Origin of the sequence: Vibrio sp. LB10LO1 (assembly GCF_010092875.1) — a bacterium.
Lineage (GTDB): Bacteria > Pseudomonadota > Gammaproteobacteria > Enterobacterales > Vibrionaceae > Vibrio > Vibrio campbellii.
Genome location: NZ_JAADJW010000056.1, coordinates 1 through 17,727, shown reverse-complemented (window position 1 = coordinate 17,727; position 17,727 = coordinate 1). Strand labels below are relative to the sequence as shown.

General features: G+C 46.3%; 16 protein-coding genes and 1 tRNA gene. 15 read left to right on the top strand and 2 right to left on the bottom strand.

All coding sequences use genetic code 11. From position 1 onward, the window contains the following. Positions 1-67: 67 nt before the first annotated feature. The 10 genes from GXP65_RS23790 (at position 68) to luxS (ending at position 11,338) form a co-directional block, all read left to right on the top strand. Positions 68-144: transfer RNA gene (locus tag GXP65_RS23790), tRNA-Arg, on the top strand. Positions 145-740: 596 nt separating this feature from the next. Then, the gene (locus GXP65_RS23785; RefSeq protein WP_005426641.1) at positions 741-998 is read left to right on the top strand and encodes an oxaloacetate decarboxylase subunit gamma; all 258 of its coding nucleotides are present in this window, start codon (positions 741-743) and stop codon (positions 996-998) included. Positions 999-1,031: 33 nt separating this feature from the next. Next, positions 1,032-2,825: a sodium-extruding oxaloacetate decarboxylase subunit alpha gene (oadA, locus tag GXP65_RS23780; protein ID WP_162093872.1), complete on the top strand. Its 1,794-nt coding sequence runs from the start codon at positions 1,032-1,034 to the stop codon at positions 2,823-2,825. Between the two features lie 9 nt (positions 2,826-2,834). Then, the gene (locus GXP65_RS23775; protein ID WP_005426644.1) at positions 2,835-3,965 is read left to right on the top strand and encodes a sodium ion-translocating decarboxylase subunit beta; all 1,131 of its coding nucleotides are present in this window, start codon (positions 2,835-2,837) and stop codon (positions 3,963-3,965) included. A gap of 149 nt (positions 3,966-4,114) precedes the next feature. Beyond that, complete coding sequence (locus GXP65_RS23770; RefSeq protein WP_162093871.1) at positions 4,115-5,065, top strand: NADP-dependent oxidoreductase; 951 nt, start codon at positions 4,115-4,117, stop codon at positions 5,063-5,065. Next, the gene (locus GXP65_RS23765) at positions 5,059-5,520 is read left to right on the top strand and encodes a YqaA family protein (protein WP_005426648.1); all 462 of its coding nucleotides are present in this window, start codon (positions 5,059-5,061) and stop codon (positions 5,518-5,520) included. The genes GXP65_RS23770 and GXP65_RS23765 overlap by 7 nt, the downstream gene beginning before the upstream one ends. A gap of 9 nt (positions 5,521-5,529) precedes the next feature. Beyond that, positions 5,530-8,373, top strand: a complete 2,844-nt coding sequence (locus GXP65_RS23760) for a pitrilysin family protein (RefSeq protein ID WP_162093870.1) — start codon at positions 5,530-5,532, stop codon at positions 8,371-8,373. Between the two features lie 163 nt (positions 8,374-8,536). After that, positions 8,537-10,105: a glutamate--cysteine ligase gene (gene gshA / locus GXP65_RS23755; RefSeq protein WP_050912914.1), complete on the top strand. Its 1,569-nt coding sequence runs from the start codon at positions 8,537-8,539 to the stop codon at positions 10,103-10,105. A gap of 19 nt (positions 10,106-10,124) precedes the next feature. Beyond that, positions 10,125-10,730, top strand: a complete 606-nt coding sequence (locus GXP65_RS23750) for a hypothetical protein (protein ID WP_005438049.1) — start codon at positions 10,125-10,127, stop codon at positions 10,728-10,730. Positions 10,731-10,819: 89 nt separating this feature from the next. Continuing rightward, the gene (luxS, locus tag GXP65_RS23745) at positions 10,820-11,338 is read left to right on the top strand and encodes an S-ribosylhomocysteine lyase (protein ID WP_010643243.1); all 519 of its coding nucleotides are present in this window, start codon (positions 10,820-10,822) and stop codon (positions 11,336-11,338) included. 88 nt (positions 11,339-11,426) lie between these two features. Here the strand turns inward: luxS and GXP65_RS23740 are convergent, their stop codons facing one another. Together GXP65_RS23740 and GXP65_RS23735 are read right to left on the bottom strand one after the other, a co-directional pair. Further along, complete coding sequence (locus GXP65_RS23740) at positions 11,427-12,701, bottom strand: CNNM domain-containing protein (RefSeq protein ID WP_005426658.1); 1,275 nt, start codon at positions 12,699-12,701, stop codon at positions 11,427-11,429. A 155-nt stretch (positions 12,702-12,856) separates the two neighbouring features. Then, complete coding sequence (locus tag GXP65_RS23735; RefSeq protein WP_005426660.1) at positions 12,857-13,651, bottom strand: inner membrane protein YpjD; 795 nt, start codon at positions 13,649-13,651, stop codon at positions 12,857-12,859. A 213-nt stretch (positions 13,652-13,864) separates the two neighbouring features. On the opposite strand from GXP65_RS23735, the gene ffh reads away from it, so the two are divergent. The 5 genes from ffh to rplS all read left to right on the top strand — a co-directional run bounded on the left by ffh (position 13,865) and on the right by rplS (position 17,447). Next, entirely contained in the window at positions 13,865-15,247 is a 1,383-nt protein-coding gene (gene ffh / locus GXP65_RS23730) for a signal recognition particle protein (RefSeq protein ID WP_005462555.1), read from the top strand. Between the two features lie 209 nt (positions 15,248-15,456). Then, a complete protein-coding gene (gene rpsP / locus GXP65_RS23725; RefSeq protein ID WP_004410028.1) occupies positions 15,457-15,705 on the top strand; it encodes a 30S ribosomal protein S16 in 249 nt (82 codons plus the stop codon). 27 nt (positions 15,706-15,732) lie between these two features. Beyond that, positions 15,733-16,281 (top strand): ribosome maturation factor RimM, encoded by a 549-nt coding sequence (gene rimM / locus GXP65_RS23720; RefSeq protein WP_005534055.1) that lies wholly within the window; start codon positions 15,733-15,735, stop codon positions 16,279-16,281. 27 nt (positions 16,282-16,308) lie between these two features. Next, positions 16,309-17,052: a tRNA (guanosine(37)-N1)-methyltransferase TrmD gene (trmD, locus tag GXP65_RS23715; protein ID WP_162093869.1), complete on the top strand. Its 744-nt coding sequence runs from the start codon at positions 16,309-16,311 to the stop codon at positions 17,050-17,052. A gap of 41 nt (positions 17,053-17,093) precedes the next feature. Continuing rightward, positions 17,094-17,447, top strand: a complete 354-nt coding sequence (gene rplS, locus GXP65_RS23710; protein WP_005379971.1) for a 50S ribosomal protein L19 — start codon at positions 17,094-17,096, stop codon at positions 17,445-17,447. Positions 17,448-17,727 lie beyond the last annotated feature (280 nt).

Here is a 17,727-nt window from a genome sequence, read left to right as displayed (position 1 = left end):
ACGCGCCACTCTTTAGGGTTTCTTTTGTAGATATCCTGATATTGGGAATACCGATGTCGAAACCTGTGCGTCCTTAGCTCAGCTGGATAGAGTACCTGGCTACGAACCAGGCGGTCGGAGGTTCGAATCCTCCAGGACGCGCCACTCTTTAGAAAAAGCCTCGCTTATGCGAGGCTTTTTTGTATCTGATATTTGGCTATGAGATTCAACACCTTTCAACCGTTTTAGCGCTACCTACCCCTTTGAGATCCTGTTTCGGCGTATGATTCTGGACTCTTTTATCCAATGGCATTGCTTCGCTTAAATAGTCACTCCGAAGCTTCTGTTTGTGTTCTCTATCGCCTGACTGATGAACCGCTACCAATAGCTCCCGATAAACATTAACGAAATCATCGATGTTTAACTTTTGTTATCGGTGTGTTTGTGTTGTGTTAATTTAATCTATCTTTCTGTTTTTATTTTACTTTCTTCCTAAAGACTCTTTTCATTTTGAAATCCCAATCGCAGTTTTCATAAACACTTTAATTTAGTGTGGTTATATGTTGAGCGAACCCACTAGCGAAGTGAATTTTAGTGTAATTTGTGATCTGGGTAGTGAATAAATAATCAATATTAGAGATTATTTAAAAGCTTCCTTAAACAAAATTGACAAAATTTAACCAATCGAGATAATCCATTGGTCGGGATTTGACGCTATTAGAGTCCTGCACATTGTCAGGATGACAAAGAAAGGAAGCAACATGACGAATATAGGAAGCCTGCTAGTAGATGCGGCCACCCTGATGCTAACAGGGATGGCGGTCGTATTTATTTTCCTCACCATTCTAGTTTATCTCGTTCGGCTATTGTCGAAATTGGTACCGGAAGAAGTACCTGCGCCGATCGCAGCACCGAAAACAAATACCAACATTCAACCAACCTCTTCTGCTGTTAGTCCACAAGTAGTGGCGGCGATCTCGGCTGCGATTCATAAACATCGCGCCTCTGTCGCGAAGTAGCCGAAAGATAGGATTAAAAAGGAGTTTAAGAGCATGTCTAAACCACTCGCTATCACTGATGTGGTCCTTCGTGACGCCCATCAATCCCTGTTTGCTACGCGTATGCGTATCGAAGATATGCTGCCTATCGCAGCTGAGTTAGATAAGGTTGGTTACTGGTCTTTAGAGACCTGGGGTGGCGCAACATTTGATGCGTGTATCCGTTTCTTGGGAGAAGACCCATGGGAGCGCCTACGCGAATTAAAAAAAGCGATGCCAAACACACCAATGCAAATGCTACTACGTGGTCAAAACCTTTTAGGATACCGTCATTATGCTGACGACGTAGTAGAGAAGTTTGTTGAGCGTGCTCATGCCAATGGTATGGACGTGTTCCGCATCTTTGATGCAATGAATGACGTACGTAACTTCCAAAAAGCGGTGAAAGCTGCAGTAGATGTCGGTGCTCACGCACAAGGTACCTTGTCTTACACCACCAGTCCGGTGCATAACACGGATACTTGGGTTGATCTGGCTAAACGCCTTGAAGATCTGGGTTGCCACTCTCTGTGTATTAAAGACATGTCTGGCCTACTTAAGCCGTACGAAGCAGAAGAGCTGATCACGCGTATCAAAGCATCTTGTGATGTGCCTCTTGCGCTTCACTGCCATGCAACCACAGGGCTTTCTACGGCGACTGCAGTGAAAGCGGTGGAAGCGGGTATCGATATTCTTGATACTGCGATTTCGTCTATGAGTTGTACATACGGCCATACGCCTACTGAGACAGTGGTTGCGATGCTGCAAGGCACAGAGCGTGATACTAATCTGAAACTCGACCAAATCGAGCCTATCGCGGCTTACTTCCGTGAAGTACGTAAGAAATACGCCAAGTGGGAAGGTCAGCTAAAAGGTGTGGATTCACGCATTTTGATCGCTCAAGTTCCGGGTGGCATGTTGACCAACATGGAAGGTCAACTAAAAGAGCAAGGTGCTGCGGATCGTATTGATGAGGTACTGGAAGAGATCCCTCGTGTACGTGAAGATCTTGGTTTTATCCCGTTGGTAACACCGACGTCTCAGATCGTTGGTACTCAAGCGGTAATCAACGTGCTGACAGGTGAGCGTTATAAGAGCATCACCAAAGAAACAGCGGGTGTTCTTAAAGGTGAATACGGTGCAGCGCCTGCTCCTGTTAATACAGCACTTCAAGCAAAAGTGCTGGATGGCAAAGAAGCAATTACATGCCGCCCTGCAGATTTGCTTGAAGCGGAAATGGAAACCTTAACGGTTGATTTGATGGAGAAAGCGCAATCTGAAGGTATTAAGCTCGCAAGTGAACGTGTTGATGACGTGCTTACTTACGCGCTGTTCCCTCAAGTTGGCCTGAAATTCCTGAAAAATCGTGGTAATCCAGATGCCTTTGAACCAGCCCCAACGCTAGAAGCTGCGAAGCCTGCTGCTGCACCAGCAGCACAACCTGTATCTGGTGGCGTTGAAACTTACAGCGTGCGCGTTGATGGCCAAGTGTATGCAGTGGAGGTAGGCCCTCAAGGTCAATTAACTTCTGTGACGCCAAATGCAGCAACTGTACCTGCTCAACCTGCAGCGCCGAGTGCACCTGCAAATAGTGCCGCTGAAGCGGTGCCAGCCCCTCTTGCGGGCAACATCTTTAAAGTCAATGTTCAACCGGGTGCTGAAGTTGTGGAAGGTGACGTTCTCCTTATCTTAGAAGCGATGAAGATGGAAACTGAAGTTCGTGCAGCACGTGGTGGGGTAGTTCAAGAACTGAACGTGAAAGAAGGTGATGCCGTTACGGTTGGTTCGCCACTGTTGAGTCTAGCGTAAGGGAGTATCATGGACGGATTGATGACCCTATGGTCAGAAACAGGGATCGCTAACTTTGAGTTTGGCCAAATCTGTATGATGCTGGTTGGCTGTGCCTTGCTGTTTTTAGCGATTAAAAAAGGCTTTGAGCCCTTACTGTTATTACCAATTGGCTTTGGTGCCATCTTAGCGAACATTCCCAACGCTGGCTTTACCGATCCGGGCGGTTTGCTGTACTACGTCTACTACATCGGGATTGAATCGGGTGTATTCCCGCTGCTGATCTTTATGGGTGTAGGTGCAATGACAGACTTTGGTGCTTTGATTGCAAACCCGAAGACCTTGTGGCTGGGTGCTGCGGCACAGTTTGGTATTTTTGCGACGCTATTTGGCGCGATCTTACTGAACTATGTACCGGGTATGGAGTTCTCTATGGCGGATGCATCGTCTATCGCGATCATCGGTGGTGCAGATGGCCCGACGGCAATCTTCTTAGCGAGTAAACTGTCTCCGGATTTGCTAGGCGCGATTGCAGTTGCAGCATACAGCTACATGGCTTTGGTGCCGATCATTCAGCCGCCAATCATGAAAGCTCTAACAACCAAAGAAGAGCGTCAAATCAAGATGGCTCAGCTTCGTCACGTGGGCAAATGGGAGAAAGTATTGTTCCCACTTGCTGTACTACTAATGACGATTCTGTTCTTACCTTCGGCAACGCCTTTGGTTGGTATGTTCTGCTTGGGTAACTTGATGCGTGAAGCAGGCGTCGTGGATCGCTTATCTAAAACGGCGCAAAACGAGCTGATCAACATCGTGACCATCTTCTTGGGTCTTGGGGTTGGCTCTAAGCTACAAGCCGAACAGTTCTTGAATATAGAAACGCTAGGTATCTTAGGGTTAGGTGCAGTAGCTTTCAGTATCGGTACTGGTGCAGGTGTTCTGATGGCGAAGCTCCTGAACAAGTTCTCGAAAGAAGACATCAACCCACTTATCGGTGCGGCAGGGGTTTCTGCGGTACCAATGGCGGCACGTGTTGTGAACAAGGTTGGCCTAGAAGCGAACCCGCAAAACTTCCTACTGATGCACGCAATGGGACCAAATGTAGCTGGCGTACTAGGTTCGGCTGTGGCGGCAGGTATCTTGCTGGCACTCGTAGGGTAGTCAGTAATCCTGAGTAAATTGGTTGATAATCAATGACAGAGAATTATCCACCAATTTACAAATTGGCGATTAACTTCGGCAAACAAAATGGTTTATAGTCAAAGGGATGCTTTTCGCATCCCTTTTTGTTTTCTGTCAGGGAATGGGTTATGGAACACAAACAGATAGCGATTACCGAGTTCGGCAATGCGGAAGTTCTTGCAATTCAAACTGCGTCAACGCCGACGCCTCAAGCAGGGGAAATCCTCGTTAAAGTGGCTTATTCAGGCGTCAATCCTATTGATGTCAAAACACGAGCAGGACTCGGCTGGGCTGCCGCGCAAAACAAAGATAACTTACCTTGGGTTCCCGGTTATGACATCTCTGGCAAAGTCGAGTCATGTGGAGAGGGGACATCGCGCTTTAATGAAGGTGATGAGGTGGCCGGGTTTATTGGCTTCCCAGTTCGAGGTGGTGGCTATAGTCAATATGTTTGTGTTCCCGAATCGGAGCTGAGTCATGTACCGAATACCGTGATATTAGAAGCAGCAGCGGCGCTACCCTTAGCTGGGCAAACGGCGGCTCAAGCCTTAAGCAAAGCCAATGTGACGGAAGGTGACCGCGTTTTAATTCTTGCTGGTGCGGGTGGTGTTGGTCATATAGCGGTACAAATTGCAGTAGCGACGAAAGCAGAAGTGTTTACCACTTGTAGTGAACGAAATTTAGACTACCTCGCCACACTTGGCGCTCACGCAGTGAACTATCAATTTGCCCCAGTGTCAGAACGTGTTGAAGATGTGGATGTTTTGATTGATCTTGTTGGTGGCGATGCTGCTTTAGATGCCCTCAAATGTCTGACTGATAACGCTCGTGTCATTACGGTGCCTACCATTACCGCAGAGCTGATTTGTGAAAAAGCTAAACTATTGGGTTTTGAAGCCAGCGGTATGTTAGTCGAGCCTGAACGTGAGCAATTAGATACCCTACTTTACATGGTTGGGGTTGGATTGCTGAAAACTGAAATACAGCAGGTTTATCCGATGAATGAGGTTGTTGACGCTCACAAACAAGTTGAGTCGGGGCGGACGCGAGGCAAGGTCTTGCTTGATATGACATGTTAGAGGCATTTAATGCTGCCTTTGAAAACTTAGCACTCTGGTTTTCTGACTCCGCATTATGGGTGTTGTTCATGACAGGCTTTCTCAGCGCCACTTTATTACCTGGTGGCTCTGAGGCTGGATTGATTGCCACCTTATCGTTAAACCAATACTCAGTTTCTTCCATCATTATTGTTGCCACCATTGGTAATACCCTTGGCGGTCTTACTAACTATTGGCTTGGGTTGTGGATTCCAAATAAAACCCAAGATGAGAAGCACGCTCATACCGCATTGAAGTGGTTATCCAAATATGGGTATTGGGGATTGTTTTTTAGCTGGTTACCAGTGATTGGTGACCCGCTATGTTTAGCGGCAGGATGGTTAAGGATGAAATTTCTGCCGTGTTTGGTTCTTATATTTTTAGGCAAAGCCGCAAGGTATAGCTTGTTGGCCGCCATCTATCTCGGTTTATTTTAAGGAAAGCGCATGAGAATGTTTTGGGTAAGCGCGTGCTCACTATTAGTGATCACGGGCTGTGCATCAAACTCCCCTGTATCATCACTGCCTGATGGAGTTACTTTCGTCGAGTCATCGAAAGCGGAAGAAGGCAAAGTGAAAATCCCATACCAGAAATATCAACTCGATAACGGCCTTACGGTGATTCTGGCACCAGAAGACTCAGACCCATTGGTTCACGTTGATGTGACTTACCACGTAGGTTCAGCGCGTGAAGAAATTGGTAAGTCAGGTTTCGCTCATTTCTTTGAGCACATGATGTTCCAAGGCTCAGAGAATGTGGGTGATCAAGAGCACTTCAAAATTATTACGGAAGCGGGTGGCACACTGAACGGCACCACTAACCGTGACCGCACTAACTACTTCGAAACCGTACCAGCTAACCAGCTAGAGAAAATGCTGTGGTTAGAGTCGGATCGTATGGGCTTCTTGTTGGATGCGGTATCACAGCGTAAGTTTGAGATCCAACGCTCTACTGTGAAGAACGAACGTGCCCAACGTTACGATAACCGTCCGTATGGTTTGATGTGGGAACGTATGGCTGAAGCGCTGTACCCTGAAGGCCACCCATATTCATGGCAGACCATCGGTTATGTTGAAGATCTTGATCGCGTTGATGTGAACGATCTGAAAGCTTTCTTCCTACGTTGGTATGGTCCAAACAACGCGGTATTGACCATTGGTGGCGATATCGATGTTGAACAAACGCTGGCGTGGGTGAATAAATACTTCGGCTCTATCCCTCGTGGTCCTGAAGTGGAAAATGCACCTAAGCAGCCTGCGAAACTAGCAGAAAGCAAATTCATCACCTTAGAAGACCGTATTCAGCAACCTATGGTCATGGTGGCATGGCCGACAACCTACAACGGTGAAGCAAATCAAGCGTCGCTAGATACGCTATCAAGTGTACTAGGTAGTGGCACTAACAGTGTGCTTTATCAAGACTTAGTTAAAACCCAGAAAGCAGTCGATGCAGGATCGTTCCATGATTGTGCTGAGCTGTCGTGTAACTTCTATGTCTACGCGATGGGAGACTCTGGTGACAAAGGCGATCTTACTAAGTTGTATGATGAGTTGATGGCATCGCTTGATAAGTTTGCCAAAGGCGGCGTAACCAAAGATCGCCTTGAACAATTGAAAGGCAAAACGGAAGCTGATGCGATTTTTGCTCTAGAAAGTGTGAAAGGTAAAGTAACGCAACTGGCGTCGAATCAAACGTTCTTTGGTAAACCGGATCTGATTGAAGGGCAACTTGAACAGCTTCGTGCGGTGACGCCTGAATCCGTAGAGAAAGCATACAGTGATTTCATTCAAGGTAAGAACAAGGTAACGCTGAGCGTTGTGCCACGTGGTAAGACCGAACTTGCGGTAAAACCTGCGACGTTTGTGACACCAAAGCGTACTTTGCCAGAGTACGAAAAGATTACTGATGACCAATTGGCGTACCGTCGAGCGACGGATAACTTCGATCGCTCTGTGCAGCCGCCTGTTGGTGCCCCAGTAGAAGCAACCATGCCGAAGTTGTACGACATCCACTTCAAGAATGGCTCTGAGTTACTGGGGACCATGAGCAGCGAGACACCAACCGTGACCATGCAGTTTAGCTTGCCAGCAGGGACACGCTTCGTTGAGAAAGGTAAAGAGGGTCTTGCTCAGTTGACCGCGGCGATGCTGCAAGAAGGCACGACAAAACATTCAGCTGAAGAAATTCAAGCAGAGCTGGACAAGTTAGGCAGTGTGATTGCTGTTGATGCGACGGGGTACACCACAGACATCAGCGTTTCTTCTCTGGAGAAAAACCTAGCGCCAACGCTAAAGATTGTCGAAGAAATGTTGCTATCGCCAGCATTTAAGCAAGAAGACTTCGACCGCGTAAAAGCTCAAGCACTAGAAGGTTTGGTGTATGAACATCAAAAACCAAGCTGGATGGCATCGCAGGCAAGTCGCCAAGTGCTGTATGGCGATTCTATCTTTGCGCGTCCAAAAGATGGCACCAAAGCAGGATTGAAGGCTCTGACGCTGGATGATGTGCGTGACTTCTATTCGAAGCACTACACGCCACAAAGTGCCCAGATCATTGCGGTTGGTGATATCAATAAAGCGGATGTAGAGAAGCAGTTGTCTTTCTGGGCGAACTGGGAAGACGAAGCAGCACCATTGTATGCGCCACAAGCTATCGCGCCATTGGGTTCGCAAAAAGTACATTTGGTTGATAAGCCAGGCGCACCACAGAGTGTCGTCATGATGGTTCGTCAAGGTATGCCTTACGATGCTACGGGTGATTTCTACTTGGGACAGCTGGCAAACTTTAACTTAGCGGGTAACTTTAATAGCCGTATCAACCAAAACCTTCGCGAAGACAAAGGCTACACTTATGGTGCCTATGGTTATTTCTCCGGCAACGTAGAAACAGGTTCTGTTGTCTTTACAGCGCAAGTGCGTGCAGATTCAACGGTTGCGTCTATCATCGAGATGGAGAATGAGCTGAACGAGTTCTCACAATCGGGCATGACTGACGATGAATTGAAATTTATGCGCCAAGCGGTCGGTCAAAAAGATGCACTGAAATACGAGACGCCAACACAGAAAGGCAAACTCATCAGTGATATTTTGAAATACAACCTAGATAAAGATTACTTACAGCAACGCAACGCTATTGTTGAGACTGTCGATAAGCAGACGCTCAACGCTCTAGCTGAAAAATGGTTTGACCCGAATGACTATCAGATAGTCGTTGTCGGGGATGCGAAATCCCTTCGCCCTCAACTAGAAAAGTTAGGGAAAGACGTGGAAGAGCTTGAAATCATTCGATAGAGTACACATTTAATAGCGGAGAGGAGACTCTCCGCTATTCGTTTCTAACTAGATAAATGACTTTTTGATGGGTTATTTATCTAGATGGATTATATATCAATAACTTAGCTTTCACTTGCCACGCTTGGCGAGTGTCCTGCTCCCAATATAAGCGAACCTCATTTTGACTGATTTTGCTGCGCGACTAAAACAAGTTGCATCAAACCCAGAAGTATTTAAGCAGTTTGGACGCGGTGTTGAGCGAGAAACTTTGCGCTATCGTCAGGATGGACACCTAGCAACAACACCTCACCCAGAGGGTTTGGGCTCAGCGTTCACAAACAAATGGATCACGACCGACTTTTCTGAGTCCCTACTGGAATTCATTACGCCAGTATCACACGAGATCCCTGAATTAATGGGGCAGTTGAAAGACATTCATCACTTCACGCAAACCAAAATGGGTGAAGAGAAAATGTGGCCACTTTCAATGCCATGTTACGTGGGTAGCGAGGATGATATTCAGCTCGCTCAATATGGCTCATCAAACTCAGCTAAAATGAAAACGCTTTACCGTGAGGGCCTAAAACGCCGTTACGGTAGCTTGATGCAAATTATCTCGGGCGTGCATTTTAATTTCTCTTTCCCTGAGTCATTTTGGGACGCCTTGCATGGTGAACAAGATGAAGAAGCACGCCAAGACACGAAATCAGACGCGTACTTTGCGCTGATTCGCAACTACTACCGCTTTGGCTGGATGATCCCGTACTTCTTTGGTGCGTCACCGGCACTGTGTGGCTCGTTCATTCAAGGTCGTGAAACCGATCTACCATTTGAAAAAATTGGCGGGACTTTATTCCTACCAAAAGCGACCTCTCTGCGTCTAAGTGATCTCGGTTACACCAACAGCGCTCAAAGCGTGCTTAAGATTGGCTTTAATTCTATCGACCAGTATCTTGATGGTTTAAGTGACGCGATTCGACGTCCATCCGAAGAGTTTGCTGAGATTGGCGTGAAAGTGGATGGTGAGTACCGTCAGCTGAACTCAAACATTCTGCAAATTGAGAATGAACTTTACGCCCCAATTCGTCCGAAGCGCGTAACGAAGAGCGGTGAAAAACCTTCTGAAGCCTTGCAGCGTGGCGGTGTGGAATACATTGAAGTTCGCTCGTTAGATGTGAACCCATTCAGTGCCGTTGGCGTGAGTGAAGAGCAAGTACGCTTCCTTGATTTATTCCTAACGTGGGCAGCGCTTTCTGACTCAGACCCAATGGACAACTGTGAGCTTGAATGCTGGCGTGACAACTGGAACAAGGTGATTGTCTCTGGTCGTGAGAAAGGCTTGATGCTGCAAATCGGTTGCCAAGGCGAGCGTCTATCTCTGCAAGATTGGGCACACCGAGTGTTCGCTGATCTTCGCCAGATTGCGGTTGAAATGGATAGTGCGGCTGGTGGTAATGCGTACCAAGCGGTTTGCGACAAACTAGAATCTTGGATTGATGAACCAGAGCTGACCATTTCTGGCCAACTGCTTGAATTAACAAAAGAGCACGGCGGTTTAGGTAAAGTGGGTTGTGCGCTTGGTATGAAGTTCCGTGAAGAAAACCTAGCACACAGCTATGAGCAATATTCAGCTGACGCTATGGAAACGGAAGTTGCGACATCGGTAGAGAAGCAAAAACAAGCAGAGCAAAGTGACACGTTATCCTTCGATGATTTCTTAGAAGATTACTTTGCTTACCTAAAACAATAATCAGTAGTAAGGACAGGGATTGGACATTAAGCCGTTAGTCGTGTCTGTGCTTGGGAGCGTGATGTTAGCCGGTTGTGCGACTGCGCCCCCAAAGCAACAAGACAACCTATGTGAAATATTCCGAGAAAAATCTGGTTGGTATGAAGATGCCAAAGATATGGAAGAAGAGTGGGGCACGCCAATCAACGTGGCCATGGCGATCATTAAGCAAGAAAGTAGCTTTCGCCACGACGCTCGACCACCAAAAGATTATATTCTTGGCTTTATTCCATGGGGGCGTGTAAGCAGCGCATACGGCTATGCCCAGGCTCAAGATCCTGCTTGGGATGATTTCCAAGATGCAACGGGACAAGGCGGTTCACGTACTAACTTTGACGACTCCATGATGTTTGTCGGTTGGTATACCCATGAAACTCGTCGCCAATTGGGCATCTCGTTGTGGGATCCTTACAACCAGTACCTTGCCTATCACGAGGGGCGTGGCGGTTACAAACGTGGAACTTATAACAGCAAACCAAGCTTGATTAAGGTTGCAAGACGCGTAGAGCAAACCGCAAAGACATATGGCTGGCAGCTGAAACAATGTCGTCAGGAATTAGAAGACAACAGCGGCTGGTTCTTTTAGCTCATCTAATTGACTTTTAGGTGAGGGAATGAACAAAAAATAACGACCAATACTTGAGAGTGTTGGTGATTACAATCAGGAGAGATGTAATGCCTTTATTAGACAGCTTTACCGTAGACCACACGCGCATGAATGCACCAGCGGTTCGTGTGGCTAAAACGATGCAAACTCCAAAAGGAGACACCATCACGGTATTCGACCTACGTTTCACTGCTCCAAACAAAGACATCCTTTCTGAGAAAGGAATTCATACATTAGAGCACTTGTACGCAGGCTTTATGCGTAATCACCTAAATGGTGACAGCGTTGAGATCATTGATATCTCACCAATGGGTTGCCGTACTGGTTTCTACATGAGCTTGATTGGTACGCCTTCAGAGCAGCAAGTGGCTGACGCTTGGATTGCCGCGATGGAAGACGTACTAAAAGTAGAAAACCAAAACAAGATCCCTGAGCTGAACGAATACCAATGTGGTACAGCAGCGATGCACTCTCTGGATGAAGCTAAGCAAATCGCGAAGAACATTCTAGAAGCGGGTGTGGCGGTGAATAAGAATGATGAATTGGCACTGCCAGAGTCAATGTTGAAAGAGCTACGTATCGACTAACTTAGCTTTTAGTTTCGACAGCTGAAAACAAAAGAGCCTGACAATGTCAGGCTCTTTTTTGTTGATTGGAATATTGGAAGTGGTGTACTTAACTGCTCTTTTTCAGCTTTGGATACACCTTCACCAGCTTGATTCGGTTCTCTTCAATATCGACAATTTCCATTGGATGCCCAGCGACTTGAACGCTTAAGTGGCTTTCTGGAATATCTTCTAAATGCTCCAGAATCAGACCATTCAAAGTTCGTGGGCCGTCGGTTGGTAGTTTCCACTTCAAGCCTTTGTTGATATCACGAATGTTGGCGCTGCCTTCAATCAAGAAGCTGCCATCACCTTGCGGAGTAATTTCTTCCGATAAACTTGGTGCGATAGAAGTGGTAAATTCGCCAACGATCTCTTCCAAGATATCTTCCAACGTCACTAGGCCGTTAATGTCGCCATACTCATCGACAATCAAGCCGATACGCTGTTTGTTGCGTTGAAACTTCAACATTTGCACGTTCAGAGGTGTGCCCTCTGGGATGTAATACACCTCATCGGCAGCACGCAGTAGCGTTTCCTTGTTGAATTCGTTCTTTTCTAGCATCAAGCGGTACGCTTCACGAAGGCGCAGCATGCCAACCACTTCATCAATCTGATCACGATACAGCACAATACGACCGTGTGGAGAGTGAGTCAGCTGACGGACGATAGATTTCCAATCGTCATTGATGTCGATCCCCGTGATCTCATTACGTGGCACCATGATGTCGTTCACGGTGACGTGCTCCAGATCCAGAATCGAAACCAGCATGTCTTGGTGGCGACGAGGAATAAGGCCACCCGCTTCGTTGACCACGGTACGCAGTTCTTCTGAGCTTAAGTGATCTTCAGTGGTGTGATCCGCTTTCACGCCAATCAAACGAATAAAGCCGTTGGTAATGAAGTTCACCAGCATCACCAGTGGTGACAGTATCTTCATCAGAATAGTAAGAAGGATACTACTAGCGTAAGAAACACGCTCTGGGTAAAGCGATGCGATGGTTTTCGGCGTGACTTCGGCAAACACCAAGACAACCATGGTGAGTGCACCTGTTGCTATCGCGACACCTAAATCACCATACAAACGCATACCAAGAATGGTTGCGATGGCAGAGGCTAGGATATTCACGAGGTTGTTGCCGATAAGGATGAGACCAATCAGGCGATCTGGGCGGTCTAGTAGTTTTTCGACTCGCTTGGCCCCTTTATGCCCATTATTGGCTAAGTGCTTTAAGCGGTAGCGGTTCAAAGACATCATCCCTGTTTCTGAACCGGAGAAGTAACCTGATATGACGATAAGACACGCGAGTAGCGCAAATAAGATACCCGTAGATATGTCGTCCAAAACGCTGCTGTTCCTTGTATGTGTTTGGTTAATTTATGACCGAGCTTGGCCATTAAGTCAATGGAATAAGGGGTACTCTATTTTATTTGCCCATCAATATAAAGGATAAGGAGCACAAGGCTCCTTATTAATAGCAATTTTATAGATGGAGAACATCAACTTAAAATGATCTCTTTCACAAAGCGACTACCGAAGTATGCCAAGGTTAACAATGTCGCTCCCGCAACGGCAAACCAGGTAACCTTCTTACCACGCCAGCCTTTCTGGTAGTGTCCCCAAAGCAGAATCGAGTACACAATCCAAGCGATGAAAGAAAGAATGCCTTTGTGTGCTTTACCCTGGGCAAACATGTCTTGCACGAAGACAAAGCCAGTCAATAGGGTGCCTGTCAGTAGCAAATTACCAATCAAGATAATCTTGAACAGTTGGCGCTCAACCATCATTAAAGGTGGCAAGTTCGGGTTGATTGCTAATGACTTCTTCGCTTTAAGCTTGTGATCGAGCCACGCCAATTGCAGTGCGTAAAGCGCACCAATGGTTAAAGTCGCGTAGGAGAACAACGCAAAAGAAATGTGAATAAGTAGCTTAGGGTCGTTTTCTAAATGCTTAATAAAGGTGCTTGGTAAGAACGTAGCAGCAGTTAAATTGATGGCAGCAAAGCTATAAACCACAGGAAGAAGGAACCATAGGCGGTTCTTTAGCATCGCCACACTCATTACCAGCGAAATAATAAAGCTGATCAAAGAGGCAACATTAAGAATGCTGAGGTTTTGTCCTGAACCGTCGAAAATCAGATCACTCAGAATCCAAGCGTGAAAAACCAACGCACATGCCGCGCTGGCAAATACGGTTTTCGCTTTGATTCCAGACTGCTGAGAGAGTCCGGGAATGATGGTCGCAATTGCCAAAACGTAAAGAATGGCGGCTGCGATGGCAATTAAGCTATCCATGAATCTTAAGAGTTATTGTGCACAATGGTGAAAATTATACCTTGCATTACTCTTTGGGGCTATGGGCGATGCCTCATCAATCACGAGAGATGAGATATTGAAATTAACGAGTTAGCCCTCAAGTTAAGGATAAGAGCAGTATTCGGGTATGACTGTGACGTTGGCTAAGGTATACTCACACTAATTAATCGCCATTTTAGCGAAGAGACAAAGATGTTTGAGAATTTAACGGATCGATTATCCAAAACGCTGAAGAATATCAGTGGCAAAGGTCGTCTGACCGAAGACAACATTAAAGAAACCCTACGTGAAGTACGCATGGCACTATTGGAAGCGGACGTTGCGCTTCCTGTTGTACGTGAATTTGTAAACCGCGTTAAAGAAAAAGCGGTTGGCGTAGAAGTTTCTAAATCCCTAACGCCGGGCCAAGAATTCATCAAGATCGTTCAAGCTGAGCTTGAAGCGGTAATGGGGGAGTCTAACGAAGCGCTTAACCTAGCAGCACAGCCGCCAGCAGTACTTTTGATGGCAGGTCTACAAGGTGCGGGTAAAACCACATCGGTAGGTAAGCTATCTAAGCTTCTGAAAGAGCGCGATAAGAAGAAAGTCTTGGTTGTGTCTGCCGACGTTTACCGTCCTGCGGCGATCAAACAGCTAGAAACCCTAGCATCAGACATCGGTGTCGACTTCTTCCCATCTTCACCAGATCAAAAGCCACTTGATATTGCTAACGCAGCAATTGACCACGCGAAGAAGAAATTCTACGACGTATTGATTGTCGATACCGCGGGTCGTTTGGCTATCGATGAAGAAATGATGGGTGAGATTAAAGATCTTCACTCAGCGATTAACCCGGTTGAGACGCTGTTCGTTGTTGATGCAATGACAGGTCAAGATGCGGCGAACACAGCAAAAGCATTCGGTGATGCGCTACCGCTAACTGGTGTGATTCTGACTAAAGTGGATGGTGATGCACGTGGTGGTGCGGCGCTATCGGTTCGTCATATCACGGGTAAGCCAATCAAATTCCTAGGTGTGGGTGAAAAGACCGATGCACTAGAACCGTTCCACCCTGATCGTGTTGCATCGCGTATTCTAGGCATGGGTGACGTACTGTCACTGATTGAAGACCTACAACGCAATGTTGACCAAGAAAAAGCAGAGAAACTAGCGAAGAAGTTCAAAGAGAAGAAAGGTTTTGACCTTGAAGACTTCCGTGAACAGCTAGGTCAGATGCAAAACATGGGTGGCATGATGGGTATGCTAGACAAGCTACCAGGTATGTCTCAGCTACCATCAGACGTAAAAGACAAAGTCGATGACAAGATGTTCAAGCAAATGGAAGCGATCATCAGCTCAATGACAATGAAAGAACGTCAACGTCCTGAAATCATCAAAGGTTCGCGTAAAAAGCGTATCGCTGCAGGTTCAGGTGTACAGGTTCAAGACGTTAACCGTCTACTGAAGCAGTTCACCCAAATGCAGAAGATGATGAAGAAAATGCAGAAGGGCGGCATGAAAGGCATGATGCGTAACATGCAAGGCATGATGGGCGGTATGGGTGGCGGCGGTGGCTTCAACCCATTTGGTCGTTAAACGATTGCCTAGACTTTAGTTTCAGGGTGTTAGCTACATCACAAACTTGAATTTCAATTTATGTTGGTGAAAAAGTAACTAAACCCTTGCATTGCTCCGGGATAAGAGTAAAATTCCGGAGCTTTATTTTGGCACGAGACCCCAGATTGTTCAGCTTTTTGGACGATTATTGGGGTTAATTTTATTTTTGAGAAAGCAAAGAGGACGACATGGTAACCATTCGTTTGGCACGTCACGGCGCTAAAAAGCGTCCATTTTATCAAATCGTAGTAGCGGACAGCCGCAACGCTGCAACTGGCCGTTTCATCGAGAAAGTTGGTTTCTTTAACCCAACTGCACAAGGTCAAGAAGAAGGTCTACGTCTAGACCTAGACCGCGTTAACCACTGGGTTGGCCAAGGCGCGTCTCTATCTGACCGCGTTGCTAAGCTAGTTAAAGACGCTCAAAAAGCGGCTTAATTTTACTTTAGAAGTAGAAACTAGTTTATGTCGATGAAAGGTAAAGAAACAATGAGCAACGAAAAGATTGTTGTAGGCAAGTTTGGTGCTACTTACGGCATTCGTGGTTGGCTTAAAGTTTTTTCCTACACAGACAATGCTGAAAGCATTTTCGATTACAGCCCTTGGTTTATTAACCAAAAGGGTACGTGGGTTGAGTACAAAGTAGAAAGCTGGAAGCGCCATAACAAAGGTATGGTGGCTAAGCTGGAAGGTCTGGATATTCGCGAAGACGCGCATTTACTGACGAACTTTGAAATTGCTATTGACCCTGCGGTACTGCCTGAATTGTCAGAAGATGAGTTCTACTGGCGTGAATTGTTTGGGATGCAAGTAGTAACCACTAAAGGTTACGATCTAGGTGTCGTATCTGACATTCTAGAAACTGGCTCAAACGATGTTCTGGTTGTTAAAGCAAATCTAAAAGATGCTTTCGGGCAGAAGGAACGATTAATTCCGTTCCTTGAAGAGCAAGTGATCATCAAAGTTGATCGCGAAGCTCAACGGATCGAAGTTGACTGGGATCCTGGATTCTAATCTCCAAAATTACAGAGCGAGATAAACATGTGGGTTGGCGTTATTAGCCTTTTTCCTGAAATGTTCCGTTCTGTTACTGATTTTGGGGTAACAGGTCAAGCGGTTAAAAAAGGTCTTTTGTCAATTGAGACTTGGAATCCTCGCGATTTCACTCACGACAAACATCGCACTGTCGATGACCGACCTTACGGTGGTGGTCCTGGTATGTTAATGATGGTTCAGCCTTTGCGCGATGCCATTCATACCGCGAAAGCAGCCTCACCGGGTAAGACGAAAGTCATTTACCTTTCTCCTCAAGGTCGCAAGCTCGACCAGAAAGGAGTCGAAGAACTGGCAGCGAATGAGAATTTACTTCTGATTTGTGGTCGTTACGAAGGGGTAGATGAGCGCATCATTCAATCTGAAGTCGACGAAGAATGGTCGATTGGTGATTTTGTGATGACGGGTGGTGAGATACCAGCCATGACGTTGATCGATTCTGTCTCTCGGTTTGTTCCGGGTGTACTAGGGGATTTCGCGTCAGCAGAAGAAGATTCTTTTGCAAATGGCTTGTTAGATTGCCCTCACTATACGCGTCCAGAAGTATTGGATGACAAAGAGGTACCAGCGGTACTGATGTCAGGCAATCACAAGGACATTCGTCAATGGCGACTAAAACAGTCGCTGGGCCGAACTTGGCTTAGAAGACCAGAGCTCCTGGAAAACCTAGCTCTGACTGACGAACAGGAACAATTACTTGCTGAGTTCATTAGTGAACATAACGCAAAGTAACCTAATTTATTTAGTATCAGTTTATTCTAGGAATTTAAAAAATGAGTAACATCATCAAAGCTCTTGAAGAAGAGCAAATGAAATCAGACCTACCTAAATTTGCACCAGGTGACACTGTTGTAGTTCAGGTTAAAGTTAAAGAAGGTGACCGTGAGCGTCTACAGGCTTTCGAAGGCGTTGTAATCGCAATCCGTAACCGTGGTCTTCACTCTGCTTTCACTGTACGTAAGATCTCTAACGGTGAAGGTGTTGAGCGTACGTTCCAAACACACTCTCCAATCGTTGATAGCATCGAAGTTAAACGCCGTGGTGCAGTACGTCGTGCCAAGTTGTACTACCTACGTGAGCGTTCTGGTAAGTCTGCTCGTATCAAAGAGAAACTTGCTAAGAAGTAATGCTATAACTAGCGTTCTCATAGTAAACGGAGCCCATCTGGGCTCCGTTTTTTTATGTGTGAAAAAGCTAGGGAACGGACTTCGTCCTTCGAGAATCGAGAACGCTACGCTTCCAGATTTGAGGACGCTTCGCTTTAGGAACCGAGAGGTGTTGTTGGATGGTTAGTGCAAGAAGTTTGGTCTCGAAGATGTTGACAGAACTTGTCCTTAGAAAGACAAAATGAACCGAATCCCGAATCCCGAATCCCGAATCCCGAATCCCGAATCCCGAATCCCGAAT